This is a genomic window from Glaciimonas sp. OK215 (assembly GCF_057787885.1).
In genome coordinates, this window is sequence record NZ_CM173544.1 from 231650 (window position 1) to 249030 (window position 17381).

Sequence of the window (17381 nt, forward strand, 5' to 3'; positions counted from 1 at the left end):
CAGTTGTCAGTTAGCACGCGACAACTCATAAAGCCCGAAAGAAACTTACCAGCTCCGGTACATCCGAATACGCCACATTGAAGCGGAACCAGGGCTGTCCAGGCGGCGTCAGGTGAAAGAAATCGCCCGGCGCCAGCCAGATCCCTTTTTGCCGTGCCAGGTCGGCAATTTCGCGTGCGGATAAATCGGTCCGTTCGAATTTCGCCCATGAAAATATGCCGCCGCGTGGTGTTGCAAACGGCGTCAATCCAGCCTCGATCAGCCGTGCATTGACGCGTGCCTGTGCATTCAATAACGAGGCCGACAGGTTGTCGACGTGACGGCGATGATGACCTTCGGTCAGTGCGCTTTGTACCAGCCGCTCGGTGATTTCCGAGTTGGTCAGCGTCAGCACCATTTTGGTATGCACCAATTGGCGCGCCAAGTCGCGCTGGCAAGCGATATAGCCGAGCCGCAGCGACGGCGCCACCGTTTTCGAAAAACTGCCGACGTAAATCACCCGCTGTAAACCGTCCAGCGCCGCCAGCATCGGATCGTTGGCTTGTCCCAGTTCACGGAAAATGTCATCTTCCACCACCCAGAAGCCGTGCCGTTCCGCCGCTTGCAGTACGCGCATCGCGCAGGCCGGCGTATACGAGGTGCCGGTCGGATTGTGCAACACGCTGGTGGTGAAATACAACTTCGGTTTATGGGTCCTTGCCAATGTTTCCAGCGTCTCGGCATCGATCCCGCTGGGTGTGCGCGGGATGCCGATAACGTTGACATCGGCCATCCGCAGCATGGCGATCAGATTGCAGTAACCGGGATCGTCGACCAGTACCGTATCGCCGCGCTTGACCATGGTTCTGATGATCAGGTCGAGCGCTTGCGTGGCGCCGTGCGTGGTGAGGATCTGGTCGGTCGGCACTTCGAGCGACCAATGCGCAAGAAACTGACTGATGGTTTGCCGTAGCGGAGCGTAGCCGTACGGATGGCCATAACCCACCTGTTGTGCGCCAGGGGCACGGATGATGCGTCGTTCGGCCTGATGCAGGCCGTCGTCATCCAGCCATTTCCCCGGCAACCAGCCGCATCCGGCCTTGATAGGAACGCGTTCATCAGCAAACATTTCCGATAGCAGCCAGGCCGAATCAATGACGGGTTCGGGTGGGTTGAAGACCGGCGCCGCCAGCGTTTGCGACGATGATTGATAGGCAATAAAGAAGCCGGCGCCGCGGCGCGCCGCCAGCAAGCCTCGGGCCACCAGCCGTTCATAGGCTTCGACCACGGTCGAGGTGCCGACGCCCTGGTCCAGGCCGAATTGGCGTACCGATGGCAGCCGCTCACCGGAGCGCAGCATGCCCTGGGCGATCAACTGCTCCAGACCGGCGGCAATCTGATCGACCAAACCGGTAGGAGAAGCCCGTTCCAGGGTGAGCTGGATGGGTTTGGCGCGGGCTTGTTTCATATTTGTTCCTGAGGGTTGAAAGGATCGCTGTGATGCCGCCGAATGGGCTGAGTGGACAATACAGTTTTCCATATAAAGCAAAAGTGTATCTAACAATACTGGACGTGTCTCGTAATAATGAATCCACTTGAAGTAAATCTTTAACCATCTCACCCATCTCACTAAAGGTGCGCGCAATGACTACCAACACCAGCTCTGCTGATCTGTCCGCTTACTGGATGCCATTCACGGCAAACCGTGACTTTAAAGAGGCGCCACGCTTACTGGCCTCGGCTGCCGGCATGTATTATCAGGACGTAAGCGGACGCCAGATTCTGGACGGGACCGCCGGTTTATGGTGTGTGCCGCTCGGCCACGCGCAGCCGAAAATCGTCAAGGCGGTCCAGGAAGTGGTGGCCAAGCTGGATTACGCGCCATCGTTTCAGCTGGGGCATCCGGCTGCTTTCGAGCTGGCCGAACGCCTCAAACAATACACTAATAACCGTTTCAGCAAAGTGTTTTACACCAACTCCGGTTCCGAGTCGGTCGATACCGCGCTGAAGATGGCGATTGCCTATCACCGTGCGCGCGGCGATGGCACCCGTACCCGTTTGATCGGGCGTGAACGGGGTTATCACGGTGTGGGCTTCGGCGGCATCTCGGTCGGTGGTATTTCCGGCAACCGCAAAAGCTTCGGATCGTTGCTGACCGGTGTCGATCATCTGCCGCATACGCATAATCTTGAAAAAAATGCTTACACCAAGGGCCAGCCGGAATGGGGCGGTCATCTGGCCGATGATCTGGAACGCATCGTCGCCTTGCACGATGCGTCCAACATCGCGGCAGTGATTGTCGAACCGATTGCCGGCTCGACCGGCGTGCTGGTGCCGCCGAAAGGCTATCTGCAACGCTTGCGCGAGATTTGCACCAAGCACGGCATTCTGCTGATTTTCGATGAAGTCATCACCGGCTTTGGTCGTCTGACGACACCGTTCGCTTTCGATTATTTTGATGTCGAGCCGGACATGGTGACCACCGCCAAGGGCTTGACCAACGGCGTGGTGCCGATGGGCGCGGTGTTCGTCAAGCAGCATGTGCATGACGCCTTCATGGATGGCCCGCCCGGGATTGAACTGTTCCACGGCTATACCTATTCCGGCCATCCGCTGGCTTGCGCGGCCGGCCTGGCGTCGCTGGATATCTTTGAAAACGATGGCGTGCTGGAGCACGCCAAGAGCGTCGCCGGCTATTGGGAAGACGCGGTGCACTCACTCAAAGGTCTGCCGCATGTGGTCGATATTCGCAGCATCGGTCTGATCGCCGGGATTGAACTCGCATCGATTGCCGGCAAACCCGGCGCACGCGCTTTCGATGCCTTCAAGCGGGCCTTTGACGACGGCATTCTGATTCGCACCACCGGCGACATCATCGCATTATCGCCTCCGCTGGTATTGGAAAAGAAACATATCGACGAATTGATTGGCAAGCTTGCCGGCATTCTTAAAACACTTGATTGAGAGCAGCAACAAGCAGGGCGGATCAACGTAGCTGCTGTTACACATCCGCCGCTATTCTCAACACACCTAAATAAAATTTATTGAACGGAACAACAATGTCGAATCTTCCTATCGTTTCTCATTTCATCAACGGCCGGCAGGTTGATACGCAGAGCGGCCGTTACGCCGATGTCTTCAATCCGGCGCTCGGTGAGCCAGTCGCGCAAGTCGCACTCGGCACCGTACAGGACGTGGATGCTGCGGTTGCCGCTGCCAGCGCCGCGTTTCCATCCTGGTCGAATACGCCGCCGCTGGCACGCGCCCGTGTGCTGTTCAAATATCTGCAACTGATGCAGCAACACGCCGATGAGTTCGCCGCTGTGCTGACCCGTGAACATGGCAAGACCTTTGCCGATGCGCAGGGCGAGGTCGCGCGCGGCATCGAAGTCATTGAGTTCGCGGTCGGCATTCCGCAGTTGCTGAAAGGCGAATTCACCGATCAGATCGCGCGTGGCATCGACGCCTGGTCGATGCGTCAGCCGCTGGGTGTGGTGGCGGGCATCACGCCCTTCAATTTCCCGGTGATGGTGCCGATGTGGATGTTCCCGATTGCGCTGGCTTGCGGCAATACCTTTATTTTGAAGCCGTCCGAGCGTGATCCGTCGACTTCGCTGATGCAAGCCGCGATGCTGCAACAAGCCGGTTTGCCGGATGGCGTATTCAACGTCATCCAGGGCGATAAAACCACCGTCGATGCACTGATCGATCATCCCGATGTGCAGGCCATCAGCTTTGTCGGCTCGACCCCGATTGCGGAAGCGATCTACGCCCGCGGTTGCGCCAAAGGCAAGCGGGTGCAGGCGCTGGGTGGCGCAAAAAATCACATGGTGGTGATGCCCGATGCCGACATGCAGATGGCGATTGATGCGCTGATCGGTGCTGCCTACGGTTCGGCCGGTGAACGCTGCATGGCGATTTCGGTGGCGGTTGCGGTGGGTGATGCCGGCGATAAACTGGTCGCTGCATTAGCCGAGCGCACCCGTGCCTTGAAAGTCAAGGACGGTATGGCTAAGGATGCCGAAATGGGCCCGGTGGTGTCCGCTGCCGCCAAACAGCGCATCGAGCGTTTGATTGGCCAGGGAGTGGAAGAGGGCGCGCAGCTGGTGGTGGACGGCCGTGGTCATAAAGTCGATGGACATGAGAAGGGTTTCTTCGTCGGCGGCACGCTGTTCGATCACGTCACGCCGGAAATGTCGATTTACCGGGAAGAGATTTTTGGCCCGGTATTGAGCGTGTTGCGCGCACCGGATGTGGCGACTGCGGTCAAGCTGATCAACGATCATGAGTATGGCAACGGCGTCGCCGTATTCACCCGCGATGGCGGCGTCGCCCGTGAATTCGTGCGCCAGATTCAGTGCGGCATGGTCGGCGTCAACGTGCCGTTACCGGTGCCGATGGCGTTCAACAGTTTCGGTGGCTGGAAGCGCAGCATGTTTGGCGATCACCACATCTACGGCCCGGAAGGCGTGCGCTTTTACACGCGTCACAAAGCGGTGATGCAGCGCTGGCCGAATACTGCCAGTGCCGGCGCCGAGTTTGCTTTTCCGCAGATGAAGTAAGAAGGAAGGCGGATGCGCGTAGCGTCATCCGCCCGCCATGCCACATCCTCGGCAGGGCGTGCTCAAGCCGCGTGCGGCAACGCATGCGGCGTCACGTTAATATTCGCCAGCATATCCGTCACCAATTGATCGAGTCCAATCGCGGCATGCCAGCCCCAGTCGGCGCGGGCATGGGTATCGTCGAGGCTCTGTGGCCAACTGTCGGCAATCGCCTGCCGCTCGTCCGGCTGATAACGTATATCGAACTCTGGCAAGTGCTGCTGGATGGCTTGCGCCAGTTGCGCCGGGTTAAAGCTTAAGCCGGCGACGTTGTAAGCCGAGCGTATCCGGACTTGGGCAGTTGGCGCTTCCATCAGTTGCATGGTGGCGCGGATTGCGTCCGCCATGTAAATCATCGGCAACGTGGTCTCCGGGCCGAGAAAACAAGTGTATTGCTCAGCCCGCGTGGCCGCATGAAAAATCGCAATCGCATAATCGGTGGTGCCGCCGCCCGGAGGTGATTTGTAGCTGATGATGCCTGGGTAGCGAATGCTGCGGACGTCGATGTCGAACTTGCTGAAATAGTATTCGCACAGCCGTTCGCCGGCTTGTTTGCTGATGCCGTAAATCGTGGTCGGGTCCATCACTGCCAGTTGTGGCGTGTCGATCGCGGGCGTATGCGGGCCGAATGCGGCGATCGAGGAAGGCCAGAACACACGCAGCGGCTTGCCGGCCTGAGCGCGTTCGCGCGCCAGTTCCAGAATGTTCAACAAGCCGTTCATGTTCAGGGTCCAGGCTTTCAGCGGGGCTTGCTCGCCCGTCACCGACAACAGGGCTGCCAGCTGGTAGACCTGCGTCACGGCATAATTATCGACCACTTGCGCCAGCCGCTGGCTATCGAGTACATCCAGACGCTCGTAACAGGCAGCGCCATACAGGCTGGATGGGCTGATATCCGCTGCAATGACATTCTCGGTGCCATGTTTTGCCGTGAGTGCGTCCACCAGTTCGCTGCCAATCTGACCGTTGGCACCGATCACCAGAATTTTTTCCATTTTCTTCTCCCTGTTAATTGCTCAACAGACCGAGCTCACGTCCGGCTTGCGCAAATGCTGCCAGTGCAAAATCGAGCTGTTGCGTGCTGTGCGCGGCCGACATTTGCACCCGCACCCGGGCCTGTCCGATCGGCACTACCGGATAAAAGAATCCGGTTACCAGGACGCCGAGTTCATACAGGCGCTGCGCGAACTGTTGCGCTAGCGGGGCGTCGAACAGCATCACCGGCACAATCGGATGGCTGCCGGGTTTGATGGCAAAGCCCAATTGCGTGATTTCACGCCGGAAATGCGCGGTATTCGCGTGCAAACGGTCGCGTAATTCGGTGGACGAGGTGAGCGTTTTCAATACGGTCAGGGAAGCACCGGCAATCGCAGGCGCCAGCGTATTGGAGAACAAATAAGGGCGCGATTTTTGCCGCAGCGTTTCAATCACTTCGCGCCGCGCAGCGGTGAAGCCGCCCATCGCGCCGCCCAATGCTTTGCCGAGCGTTCCCGTAATGATGTCGATGCGGCCCATCACATGATGATGCTCGTGCGTGCCGCGTCCGGTCTTGCCCATGAAACCCGAGGCATGGCATTCGTCGATCATGACCAGCGCGCCGTATTTGTCGGCCAGATCGCAGATCTTGTCGAGTTGCGCAATGGTGCCATCCATCGAAAATACGCCATCGGTGACGATCACCTTATGGCGCTTGCCGGCGGCAGCTTGCAACTGGACTTCCAGATCCGCCATGTCGTTATGCGCATACCGGAAACGTGCCGCCTTGCACAGGCGGATACCATCAATAATCGACGCGTGATTCAAGGTGTCGGAGATGATCGCGTCTTGCTCGTCAAACAGGGGTTCGAACAGTCCGCCGTTGGCATCGAACGCCGCGGCGTACAAAATCGTGTCTTCCATGCCGAGGAAGGTCGACAATGCCTGTTCCAATTGCTTGTGCACGGTTTGCGTGCCGCAAATGAAGCGCACCGAGGACAGGCCGTAACCGTATTGCTCGGTAGCATCAATTGCCGCCCGTACCATCTTTTCATCGCCGGACAAGCCCAGATAATTGTTGGCGCAAAGATTGATGAGCGTTCTGCCATCGTCACAAACGACTTCGGCGCCCTGGCGTGAGCTGATGACCCGCTCCGGCTTGTACAGTCCTTGTGCGCGCAAGGCATTCAGGTTGGTTTCCAGGTTGGCGTAGAAGCCGGATTTTGCATTCGTCGAGGTCATTGCAGTTCCTTGTAATCATCAATGCACACTAAGTTTCGTTGCGCTTAGGCAACGTTGGACTGCACGGCTCGCATCAATAGCTTGCAGGCCGGCCCTGCTTCGTTCTTGTTTACGCAAGCCCTGCTCTTATAAAATGGTTTAGCAATGAATAAAAATCAAGCTTGCTTTAGTGCGGCTGCAGCATTTCATCTGCTAGGATGTAATTCAATATCAAGACATTAATCCACTATATCGAACCAAAATTCGATATAGTGGATCTTACCTATCGCCATTAAACATAGCAAGTGACTTTTATGAAAACCCCCATCGCCCAAAATACGCCGCCCGAAGTAGGTGCGATGCTACAGAAGCACCGCCTGAAACGTGGTCTGACACTTGACGATTTATCACGTGCTGCGGGCGTATCCAAATCCATGCTATCGCAAATTGAGCGCGAAAAAGCCAACCCGACCATTGCGGTGACCTGGCGGCTGGCGAATGCGTTGGGCATCGGCATTGAGGAATTGCTCGCCACCGAAGCGCCGCAGCAAGAGGCAATTCACATCATGGATCCGCACGAGACGCCGACCTTGCCCGGCCTGCACGCCGGTTATGTGCTGCGCATTCTGGGACCGATGGAACTGGCGGGGAAATATGAGTGGTATGAGCTGACGCTGGCAGCGGAAGGTGCACTGGTCTCAAATCCGCATGATCCTGGAACCATGGAGCATTTGACCTTGCTGCATGGCGCTGTCGAAGTGGTGGTCGACGGCGTCAAGAAAAAGCTGAAGATAGGCGGCACCGCACGCTACCAGGCCGACAAGAACCACGTCATACGGAATATCGGAAAATCCGAAGCCAGGGCATTGATGGTGGTGATACACAGATAAGATGACTGTCGATGCAGGAGCGGTGGCGCGCTGCGCGATCTTCCGCCAGATCGTTGGCGCACATTACAACCGACACTAATCGAGCGGTAAGTCCTGGCTGCTTTTTACCTCGTTCAGTACGAAAAAGGTCCGTAGCTGACGCACGCCGGGAAGCAGCAGCAAAGTGTTGGCATGCAGTCGGTTGAACGACTGAATATCTTTAACGCGAATCTTCAGCCAAAAATCAAATTCCCCGGCAAGCAGCAAGCACTCCTGCACTGCCGGATTTTTTCGAACCACGTCTTCAAATTCGGCAAAGCTTTCCGGGGTGGAGCGATCCAGCACCACGCCTACCGTGACGAGTACAGGCAAGCCAAGAAGCTCAGGGTCAAGTATGGCGCGTGTAGCCCGGATGTAGCCCTCCTCCATCAGGCGCTTGGTATGGTTCCAGCAGGCCGTTTTGCTCATGCCGATCTTGTCAGCCAACTCGGCATTCGGCATGCGCCCGTCAGCCTGCAGGGCCTTGAGGATTTTCTTGTCGATGCGATCGAGCGTCATGAATATTATTCCGAAAATTTTTATTTATGAGGAGTGATAATTTTTTTGTTAAATTTTTTCTTAATAATATCCTTAATGGCAAGTAAAAACAGGAATTACATTTATACGGGGCTCAACTAAACTGAAAGCTCTCAACCACGACTTCAATGGAGCTTCGGAATGTTAAACCTCGGCAAATTATTTCTCCGCAAATCGCTTGGCTTTTTCCCATCGCCGCTGCACAAACTGGAGCGGATGTCTGAAGCGCTAGGCGTCGAAATCTGGGCTAAACGGGATGACGTTTCTTCGGGACTGGCATTTGGCGGCAATAAAGTACGCAAGCTGGAATGGCTGGTTGCCGATGCCATCAGCCAGGGATGCGACACCTTGGTGTCCATCGGTGGCGTGCAATCGAATCACACGCGTCAAGTCACCGCAGTTGCAGCTGCATGCGGCATGAAGAGCTATACAGTCCAGGAAACGTGGGCGGAATGGGACGACCCGGTCTACGATAAAGTCGGCAACATCTTGTTGACCAGAATGATGGGCGGGCATCCGATCATGGCCGGTTATGGCTATTCGACCAGCCAAAAGGACACCTGGGATAACGCCCTTGAGGAAGTCAGAAAGCAAGGCGGAAAACCATACGCCATCCCGGCCGGCGCATCCGATCACCCGCTTGGCGGTCTGGGCTATGCGAATTTTGCGGATGAAGTAGCAAAGCAGGAAACGGAGCTGGGTATTTTCTTCGATACCATCATCGTCGCTACCTGCACAGGCTCGACGCAAGCGGGTATGGTCGTCGGATTCGCGGCCCAGGACAAAAAGCGACGCATCATCGGCATTGATACCGCGGACGACGCGCCAATGACACGCCGTGCAGTAACAAAAATTGCGCAAGAAACCGCCGACCTGATTGCATCGAAAGGCGGGCAACGGATTGCCATATCCGACGACGACATCGAAATAAATCCTGACTATAGCGGGCCGGCTTATGGTCTGCCCAGTGAGCAAACGATTGCCGGTATTCGGATGGCAGCGGGGCTGGAAGCGATGATTACCGACCCGGTTTATGAGGGAAAGTCGGTAACCGGAATGATCGACCTTTGCAAACAGGGTGCCTTCAGGAAAGGCGCGCGTATTCTGTATGTTCACCTGGGCGGCGCGCCGGCTGTCAACGCATACTACAAGGCATTCGAGGACCCATCCAACCTCACAAAACTGGCGCGTGAAGCACGTTATCAGGAGAAGGACGACACCGCCAATAAGGTGGCTGGAGTGGTACGAAACTCGATTGCTTCTATTTAGCGCGGTCGGTCTAGGATTTATACCCGATCGGTTCGCCGCCTCCACGGTACGCCACGCCAGGTACCGACGGGTTTACAATGCGGGTTTGCAACACAATCCAACTGATTTTTTGCAACGCTTGCATATATCACTGTTTTTTTATACAGTACTGCCTATTCCTCAGTCTCTTCACCACTTTTGCCGAAAGAACAACCATGGACGATAAAAAATCCGCCGCTAATCCCGATAAAAGCAAGGCTCTTGCTGCTGCGTTGGCACAAATCGAAAAGCAATTCGGCAAAGGTTCGATCATGCGCATGGAGGATGGCGCAGTGGTCGAAGAAGTGCAGGTCGTCTCCACCGGTTCGCTAGGTCTGGATATCGCGCTTGGCGTCGGTGGTTTGCCGCGTGGCCGCGTGGTTGAAATCTACGGCCCTGAATCATCCGGCAAAACCACGCTGACGCTGCAAACCATTGCTGAAATGCAAAAGCTGGGTGGTACTTGCGCGTTTATCGATGCGGAACATGCGCTTGACGTCGGCTATGCACAGAAACTTGGTATCAATCTGGCGGATCTGCTGATTTCGCAACCGGATACCGGCGAACAGGCCCTTGAAATTACCGATGCGCTGGTGCGTTCCGGTGGCGTCGACCTGATCGTTATTGACTCGGTTGCAGCGCTGACACCACGCGCTGAAATTGAAGGCGACATGGGTGACTCGTTGCCGGGACTGCAAGCACGTCTGATGTCACAGGCATTGCGTAAGCTGACTGGCAGCATCAACCGCACTAATACACTGGTGATTTTCATCAACCAGATCCGTATGAAGATTGGCGTCATGTTCGGTAACCCGGAAACCACGACCGGTGGTAACGCACTGAAGTTCTACGCTTCGGTGCGTCTGGATATCCGTCGTACCGGTTCGATCAAGTCGGGCGATGAAGTGATTGGCAACGAAACCCGCGTCAAGGTCGTCAAGAACAAGATCGCGCCGCCGTTCAAGGAAGCGCATTTCGACATTCTGTACGGCTCGGGTACCTCGCGTGAAGGCGAAATTCTGGACCTCGGTTCCGATGCCAAAATCGTCGAGAAGTCGGGGGCCTGGTACAGCTACAACGGCGAACGCATCGGCCAGGGTAAAGACAATGCCCGTAACTATCTGAAAGAGCGTCCGGAGCTGGCGCGCGAAATCGAAAACAAGGTGCGTGCCTCGTTAGGCGTGCCATTGCTGGAAGGCGCTGCTACTGCAGAAGTCGACAAAGCAGCGGAGAAAGCCGCCAAGTCGGCTGAAAAAGCAGCAGCGAGGGAAGCCGCAGCAGCAAAAGTGGAATAACTCGGATTTACCTGAGTCGGGCGGAAAGGTGGAATGCCTTCCGTCCGATTTTTTATTGTGCGACGAAAGTAAGTTTTCATACATCGTCTGTTTCTGATAGCGCAAGTGTCTGCGCTGCCTATGCAAATTGGTCGCTGTACTATTCCATCATCCGGATTGAATCGGCAACTGCAAATCTGCAACCGGGCCGATTCTCACCACAACCCGAATTCAGCAATGGCAAAACCACCGGTAAGCCTGAAGGCCAGAGCATTACGCTATTTATCGATGCGCGAGCATAGCCGCATGGAATTAGCGCGCAAGTTGTCGCGTTACGTGCAGGAGGGGGACGACGTCGAGGCGATACTCGACTGGCTCGAAGCGGCAAAGTTTTTATCGCAAGAGCGCTTTTCCGAGTCCCTCATTCATCGTCGCGCCAGCCGCTTCGGGAATAGCCGCATCCTCTCGGAATTACAAAGCCACGGCATCGACGCCGATGCCATGAGCACTATCAAGACCAAACTTGCCGAAGGTGAAGTCGCCCGGGCTCGCGAAGTGTGGCGCAAAAAATTCGATCATCAACCGACCGATGCAAACGAACGTGCCAGGCAGATGCGGTTTTTGCTACAACGTGGTTTTTCTCATCGCGCTGTGCAGGCGGCCATCAAAGGAGCTGGCGATGAGGATGACGCCGAGGGTTAGGGCGGGCTAATGGCGACGCCGATCATGCGCTGATCGTCCGTTCGCCTGTGGCTGAAGTGCAGCGTTGTATCGATGCTGCTTGATGAAAAAGCAAGCCCCGTCGTGCCATTGTTGCAACGCACACAAACTCACCTATTCCTTCCAGCTGTGCTACACTTTTGGGGTTTTTTGCAGACCGCAGGAGCGGCAGTTACCATAGAAACTGTGGTAACGACACGCAAATCAGACCATCAAAATGTCCCTATTACCCTCTACTTCCCGTCGGGCGCTGAAGCATACGCGCACCATACAAATCGAAGCGTTCACGCGTGATGATGGCTTATGGGAATTGGACGCGCATATTATCGATATCAAAACCAGTGACCTTCCTCTTGCCCGCGGCATTTTGCCGGCAGGCCAGCCTTTGCACAGCTTATGGTTGCGGCTGACGCTGGATCGTCAGTTCAAGATTGTCGAGGTTGCGGCGAATTCAGAGGCCGTGCCCTATCCGGGACATTGCGATACGATAGCCCCGGCATACAATCAATTGCTTGGCCTGAGCCTGCTGAAAGGTTTTCGTTACGCCCTGAAAGAACGTATCGGTGGCGCGCTGGGCTGCACCCATTTGACCGAGCTGGCGCAAATCTTGCCGACTGCGGCGCTTCAGGCATTTGCCGGTGAGCGCGATAGTACAGATCAGTCGATGTTCGTTTCAGAAGACCAAAAACCATTCCAGATTGACCGTTGCCACGCGTTGCGTGGTGATGGGGCGGTTGTCGCCAAGTATTATCCGAAGTGGGCAGTCAGTTCTCCAGCAGAAACAGAATCCGGTTAGCGCTGTCAATGATTCTTTCGCAATGTATTTCGCAGTTCAATCCAACCAGCAAGTTAATTTAAATCAGTGTCAGAAGGGAAGCTCGCATGAAAATCCATGAGTATCAGGGTAAAGAAATTCTCCGTAAATTCGGAGTGACAACACCACGCGGCATTCCATGCCTGAGCGTCGATGAGGCGGTCAAGGCTGCCGAAACGCTGGGCGGTTCGGTGTGGGTCGTGAAGGCGCAAATCCACGCTGGCGGCCGCGGTAAAGGCGGCGGCGTGAAAGTTGCCAAATCGCTGGAACAAGTGCGCGAATATGCTAACGAGATTCTCGGCATGCAACTGGTGACGCATCAAACCGGCCCGGAAGGTCAAAAAGTACGTCGCCTGTTGATCGAAGAAGGCGCTGACATCAAACAGGAACTGTACGTCAGTATGGTAACTGACCGCGTTAGCCAGCGCGTGGTGCTGATGGCATCGAGCGAAGGCGGCATGGACATCGAAGAAGTCGCGGAAAGCCATCCGGAGAAGATTCACCAGGTCATTATCGATCCGGCGACCGGCCTGACTGACGCCGATGCGGACAGCATCTCGGCAAAAATCGGCGTGCCGGCGGGTTCTATCGCCGATGCGCGGGTACAACTGCAAGGTCTGTACAAAGCCTATTGGGACACTGATTGCTCACTGGCCGAAATCAATCCATTGATCGTGACCGGCTCCGGCAAAATCATCGCTCTGGACGCGAAGTTCAACTTCGATCCGAATGCTTTGTACCGTCAACCGGAAATCGTTGCTTATCGCGATCTGGACGAAGAAGATCCAGCGGAAATCGAAGCATCGAAATTTGATCTGGCCTACATCTCGCTCGATGGCAACATCGGCTGCCTGGTGAACGGCGCTGGTTTGGCGATGGCTACGATGGATACCATCAAACTGTTCGGCGGTGAGCCGGCCAACTTCCTCGACGTGGGCGGCGGTGCTACCACTGAGAAAGTCACGGAAGCGTTCAAGATCATGTTGAAGAACCCAGGTCTGAAAGCGATCCTGGTCAACATTTTCGGCGGCATCATGCGCTGTGACGTGATCGCTGAAGGCGTGATCGCGGCATCGAAAGCGGTTTCATTGAACGTGCCGCTAGTCGTGCGCATGAAGGGTACCAACGAAGAAATCGGCAAGAAATTGCTGGCAGATTCGGGCTTGCCTATCATTGCTGCCGACAGCATGGAAGAAGCCGCGCAGAAGGTTGTTGCTGCAGCTAACGGTCAATAATCGCTGTGAATTTAGCGATCGTATTTAGCGATCATGAATAGCGCTCAAAAATAAGGCAAGGAAGAAACATGTCGATCCTGATTAACAAAGATACAAAAGTTATCACCCAAGGTATCACCGGTAAAACCGGCCAATTCCACACCCGCGGCTGCCGCGATTATGCGAATGGCAAAGAAGCTTTTGTCGCCGGTGTGAATCCGAAAAAAGCCGGTGAAGATTTCGAAGGCATCCCGATTTTCGCCAACGTCGCTGAAGCCAAGGCAGCCACCGGCGCCAACGTTTCGGTGATTTACGTTCCACCGGCGGGTGCGGCAGCAGCGATCTGGGAAGCGGTTGAAGCGGAACTCGATCTCGCGATCTGTATTACCGAAGGTATTCCGGTCCGCGATATGCTGGCACTTAAAGACCGTATGGCAAAAGCTGGTAGCAAGACATTGCTGCTCGGACCAAACTGCCCGGGCCTGATCACGCCAGACGAAATCAAAATCGGCATCATGCCAGGCCACATCCACAGAAAGGGCCGTATCGGCGTGGTGTCGCGTTCCGGCACCTTGACGTACGAAGCAGTCGGTCAGTTGACCGCACTGGGTCTGGGTCAATCGACGGCGGTTGGTATCGGTGGCGATCCAATCAATGGCTTGAAGCACATCGACATCATGAAGATGTTCAACGACGATCCTGATACCGACGCGGTCATCATGATCGGTGAAATCGGCGGTCCGGATGAAGCGAATGCCGCTTACTGGATCAAAGACAACATGAAGAAGCCAGTCGTCAACTTCATCGCCGGTGTCACTGCGCCTCCAGGCAAACGCATGGGCCACGCCGGTGCGTTGATTTCCGGCGGTGCTGATACAGCGCAAGCCAAACTCGAGATCATGGAAGCTTGCGGCATCAAAACCACCAAGAACCCATCCGAGATGGCACGCTTGTTGAAGGCAATGCTGTAATACGGCGATTTGCTGAATCACAAACGCGGTAATGAAAAAGGAGCTTCGGCTCCTTTTTTTATAGTTGGTTGAAATGATAAAAATCTGCGGCCGCAATAGGCGTAAATCGGCAAATAAGCTGGCAATCGACGATCAAGAGGAGGAGTCCGTGTCATCATTGCCCGTAAAAAGTGCCGGTGCGGTTACCTTGTTGCGCTACTTTCGCTTGCCCGTCAATGCGCCTACCACTGTTTATCTTGCCGTCCCCGTCATAACCAACGAAAATACATTCAAACCAGCATTCGCCGGATCTGAACGTCCTTTTGATCGTCACCCATTATGCCCAGCCGTCTACGATTTGAGTTTTGTGCCAAGACAGATGTTGGCATGGTGCGCCCGCAGAATGAAGACGCCATTGCAGTCAACGAGGCGCTGCAGCTTGCGATTCTGGCCGATGGCATGGGCGGCTACAATGCCGGTGAGGTCGCCAGCAGCATCGCCACCGCGACAATTCAGGAAGCCGTTGAGCGTCATCTGCAAGACAACCCTTACAGCCACCCCGAGGACCAGCCAGCCGTGCGTCGTCTGTGTTTAATGCAGGCAGTGCGGCAAGCCAATAGCGCGATTATCGAGGCCGCGCGGCGCGAGCCGGAATATCGCGGCATGGGTACCACCGTGGTGCTGGCATGGTTTCAGCAGGACTGCGTCAGCATCGCCCATGTCGGCGACTCGCGCGCCTATCTGATTCGCGGTGCCGAGATCACGCAACTGACGCGCGATCATTCGCTGGTACAGGAGCAAATCGAGGCCGGGCTGCTGCAGCCGGAGCAAGTGGCGTTCGCCATGAACCGCAATGTCATCACCCGTGCGGTCGGCGTCGATCATCAACTCACGGTAGAAATTCATGAATATCCGCTGCAAGCGGAGAATATTTTTCTACTGTGCTCAGACGGTTTATCGGACCGTTTGTCGCCGGCCAAGATGATGAAGATCATCAACGCTGCGAACGGCGATATAGAAATGGCATGTAATGTGCTTATACAAGCTGCAAATGCTGGTGGTGGCCAGGACAATATTTCGGTGATATTGGTAAAAGCAGTTGAGGCAGACTAATTGGGACCATGACTGAGTGGTGGCGCGCGGGCATTCGGCACGGAATGAAAATAGTGGTTGTCGGCTTGAGCTCCTTACTTTTAGGGGAATCAGGAAACGCGTTGCATCGATCTAGTGACATCGACATTTAAAAAAGCATTTTTGTACAGTAGTCCCCTCAATTACCAAGAGAGATAGGAATGGCGAAGATCATCCTGACCAAAGGCGGCAACGTTGTTCAAGAAATGACGCTCAACAAAGAGCGCACTACCATCGGTCGCCGCCCCCACAATGACCTGGTTATCGACAACCTCGCCATCAGCGGCGAGCACGCGGTCATCATTACCATCTACAACGACTCGTTTCTGGAAGATCTCAACAGCACCAACGGCACACAGGTCAACGGTCACCCTATCACCAAACATTTTTTGCAACACAATGACGTCATCCAGATGGCCAAGTACAAGCTGGTCTACGTGGTCGATTCGGATCAGGACATGAAGGACAGCCGTCCCAAGATGTTCCCGATGCCACGCCCCGACGCCGTCATCACTGTGCTCGACGGCCCCAGCGCCGGCAAGACCATGCTCCTGACCAAAGTCCTGACCACCATAGGCCGCCCCGGCGTCCAGGTCGCCATCGTTACCCGCCGGCCACATGGCTACGAACTGACCCATGTTGAAGGTAGTACTTACACGCGCATCAACGGCGCGCCACTTAACGCCGGCGCACGGCCGTTAAGGGATGAGGATGTGATTGATATCGCGGGGACGACTATGCGGTTTTCCTGGAGTGCCGGCTAAGATTCTTAATTCAGGCTGAGGCTGGCGGGGACTGGGTAAGAACACACTCTGCATTGCTCTTTTTTGCGTAAGTCCTGGAAATTTCAAAACCGCAAAAAGTATTCTGTGTCTAAACGACAAGATTCCTGCGTAAAATCCAAGACCTAAGATTCATTGCAATCTGACAAACTTTGTCAGCCTACTTCTGCCAGACTGACAAAATTTTGCACTTTTAGCGTTCATTTTGATCAAAGCTGCGGTGTTTCATGTTTCCACGGCTTGCTATCTCTGCCGGGGTAGTGACGACCGACTTTGTACAAATAAATCATAGGGCGCAATGGCCCCATTCCCCAGAAAATTCCGGACACCCTCCCAGCAGGACGGCAGCGAATTATTCCGAAACTACCCCATTCCGCGCCCACCATCTTTACCTGTCGCCATCTCAAACAAATCAAATGCATCGTTGTACAGGAACGATTTTTTTACCGGTGTGCCGTAGTCTGAAGCGCAGGCGTAGGCAATGACTTTTTGTTCGCAATCATGCTTTGTCCTTGCAACGATGGAATCGGTCTTGTCGCCTTTTAAATTTTCGGCGACCCAATAAGTCAGCTTCATCATTTCTCCGTGCTTAGATAATTAGATTTTTTGAAACCATTGACCAAGGGTGATGCGCAGCCTACCAAGCCGATTAATATCGGAGTCAACATTACCAGTTTTTCCATGTCTTTTTCCCTTAAGTTCAAATGGCGGCTGCTTGCATTTTTGTCCGTGAAAGAGCTCTCGCTTTGACGGACAACCACCTCCATCAGCCGACGCTCAACACCAGCAAATCAGCCACGGCTAAAATGCGTTGGCCCTTCCGCTCCACCTCGGCATCTTCCGCTGAACGGTCTGCGGCAGTACACGCCAAGCAGAACAGTCGTGGCAGCTCCGCAACGATAACTACCGGCACGCATCGAGCCGCCATTTTATTTCTTTTTGATAATGTTGCCATGTGCTATTGTTGATCACTACACAATGTTAAATA

16 protein-coding genes and 1 pseudogene are annotated in these 17381 nt (G+C 55.0%); 11 read left to right on the forward strand and 6 right to left on the reverse strand.

Annotated features, from left to right (window positions below):
* Positions 1-25: 25 nt before the first annotated feature.
* Positions 26-1447: an aminotransferase-like domain-containing protein gene (locus AC3CHX_RS01085; RefSeq protein ID WP_488631666.1), complete on the reverse strand. Its 1422-nt coding sequence runs from the start codon at positions 1445-1447 to the stop codon at positions 26-28.
* A gap of 176 nt (positions 1448-1623) precedes the next feature.
* Here AC3CHX_RS01085 and aptA point away from each other — a divergent pair, with 176 nt between their 5' ends.
* Both aptA and AC3CHX_RS01095 read left to right on the forward strand, forming a co-directional pair.
* Positions 1624-2943, forward strand: a complete 1320-nt coding sequence (gene aptA, locus AC3CHX_RS01090) for an omega-aminotransferase AptA (RefSeq protein ID WP_488631667.1) — start codon at positions 1624-1626, stop codon at positions 2941-2943.
* 95 nt (positions 2944-3038) lie between these two features.
* Positions 3039-4541 carry a CoA-acylating methylmalonate-semialdehyde dehydrogenase gene (locus tag AC3CHX_RS01095; protein ID WP_488631668.1) on the forward strand — a complete coding sequence of 501 codons (1503 nt, stop codon included), beginning with the start codon at positions 3039-3041 and terminating at the stop codon, positions 4539-4541.
* Positions 4542-4603: 62 nt separating this feature from the next.
* Here AC3CHX_RS01095 and AC3CHX_RS01100 read toward each other — a convergent pair whose 3' ends face one another.
* Both AC3CHX_RS01100 and kbl read right to left on the reverse strand, forming a co-directional pair.
* Positions 4604-5575, reverse strand: a complete 972-nt coding sequence (locus AC3CHX_RS01100; RefSeq protein WP_488631669.1) for an NAD-dependent epimerase/dehydratase family protein — start codon at positions 5573-5575, stop codon at positions 4604-4606.
* 13 nt (positions 5576-5588) lie between these two features.
* A complete protein-coding gene (kbl, locus tag AC3CHX_RS01105) occupies positions 5589-6797 on the reverse strand; it encodes a glycine C-acetyltransferase (RefSeq protein WP_488631670.1) in 1209 nt (402 codons plus the stop codon).
* A 293-nt stretch (positions 6798-7090) separates the two neighbouring features.
* Here kbl and AC3CHX_RS01110 point away from each other — a divergent pair, with 293 nt between their 5' ends.
* A complete protein-coding gene (locus AC3CHX_RS01110; protein WP_488631671.1) occupies positions 7091-7666 on the forward strand; it encodes a helix-turn-helix domain-containing protein in 576 nt (191 codons plus the stop codon).
* A 75-nt stretch (positions 7667-7741) separates the two neighbouring features.
* Here the strand turns inward: AC3CHX_RS01110 and AC3CHX_RS01115 are convergent, their stop codons facing one another.
* Positions 7742-8203, reverse strand: coding sequence for an Lrp/AsnC family transcriptional regulator (locus tag AC3CHX_RS01115; protein WP_488631672.1), 462 nt, complete (start codon positions 8201-8203; stop codon positions 7742-7744).
* 159 nt (positions 8204-8362) lie between these two features.
* Here AC3CHX_RS01115 and AC3CHX_RS01120 point away from each other — a divergent pair.
* The 8 genes and pseudogenes from AC3CHX_RS01120 to AC3CHX_RS01155 all read left to right on the forward strand — a co-directional run.
* Positions 8363-9385 (forward strand): annotated as a pseudogene (locus AC3CHX_RS01120) (1-aminocyclopropane-1-carboxylate deaminase); the annotation flags it as partial.
* Positions 9386-9684: 299 nt separating this feature from the next.
* Positions 9685-10803, forward strand: a complete 1119-nt coding sequence (recA, locus tag AC3CHX_RS01125) for a recombinase RecA (RefSeq protein WP_488631673.1) — start codon at positions 9685-9687, stop codon at positions 10801-10803.
* Between the two features lie 216 nt (positions 10804-11019).
* Positions 11020-11484, forward strand: coding sequence for a recombination regulator RecX (gene recX, locus AC3CHX_RS01130; protein ID WP_488631674.1), 465 nt, complete (start codon positions 11020-11022; stop codon positions 11482-11484).
* 235 nt (positions 11485-11719) lie between these two features.
* Positions 11720-12298, forward strand: a complete 579-nt coding sequence (locus AC3CHX_RS01135) for a DUF2889 domain-containing protein (protein ID WP_488631675.1) — start codon at positions 11720-11722, stop codon at positions 12296-12298.
* A gap of 62 nt (positions 12299-12360) precedes the next feature.
* A complete protein-coding gene (gene sucC, locus AC3CHX_RS01140) occupies positions 12361-13551 on the forward strand; it encodes an ADP-forming succinate--CoA ligase subunit beta (RefSeq protein WP_488644690.1) in 1191 nt (396 codons plus the stop codon).
* Between the two features lie 68 nt (positions 13552-13619).
* Positions 13620-14501, forward strand: coding sequence for a succinate--CoA ligase subunit alpha (sucD, locus tag AC3CHX_RS01145; protein ID WP_488631676.1), 882 nt, complete (start codon positions 13620-13622; stop codon positions 14499-14501).
* Positions 14502-14819: 318 nt separating this feature from the next.
* Complete coding sequence (locus tag AC3CHX_RS01150; protein ID WP_488631677.1) at positions 14820-15593, forward strand: Stp1/IreP family PP2C-type Ser/Thr phosphatase; 774 nt, start codon at positions 14820-14822, stop codon at positions 15591-15593.
* 179 nt (positions 15594-15772) lie between these two features.
* A complete protein-coding gene (locus tag AC3CHX_RS01155; RefSeq protein WP_488631678.1) occupies positions 15773-16375 on the forward strand; it encodes an FHA domain-containing protein in 603 nt (200 codons plus the stop codon).
* 381 nt (positions 16376-16756) lie between these two features.
* On the opposite strand, the gene AC3CHX_RS01160 is transcribed toward AC3CHX_RS01155, so the two are convergent.
* Together AC3CHX_RS01160 and AC3CHX_RS01165 are read right to left on the reverse strand one after the other, a co-directional pair.
* Positions 16757-16972 carry a hypothetical protein gene (locus tag AC3CHX_RS01160; RefSeq protein ID WP_488631679.1) on the reverse strand — a complete coding sequence of 72 codons (216 nt, stop codon included), beginning with the start codon at positions 16970-16972 and terminating at the stop codon, positions 16757-16759.
* A 187-nt stretch (positions 16973-17159) separates the two neighbouring features.
* Entirely contained in the window at positions 17160-17348 is a 189-nt protein-coding gene (locus tag AC3CHX_RS01165; RefSeq protein WP_488631680.1) for a hypothetical protein, read from the reverse strand.
* Positions 17349-17381 lie beyond the last annotated feature (33 nt).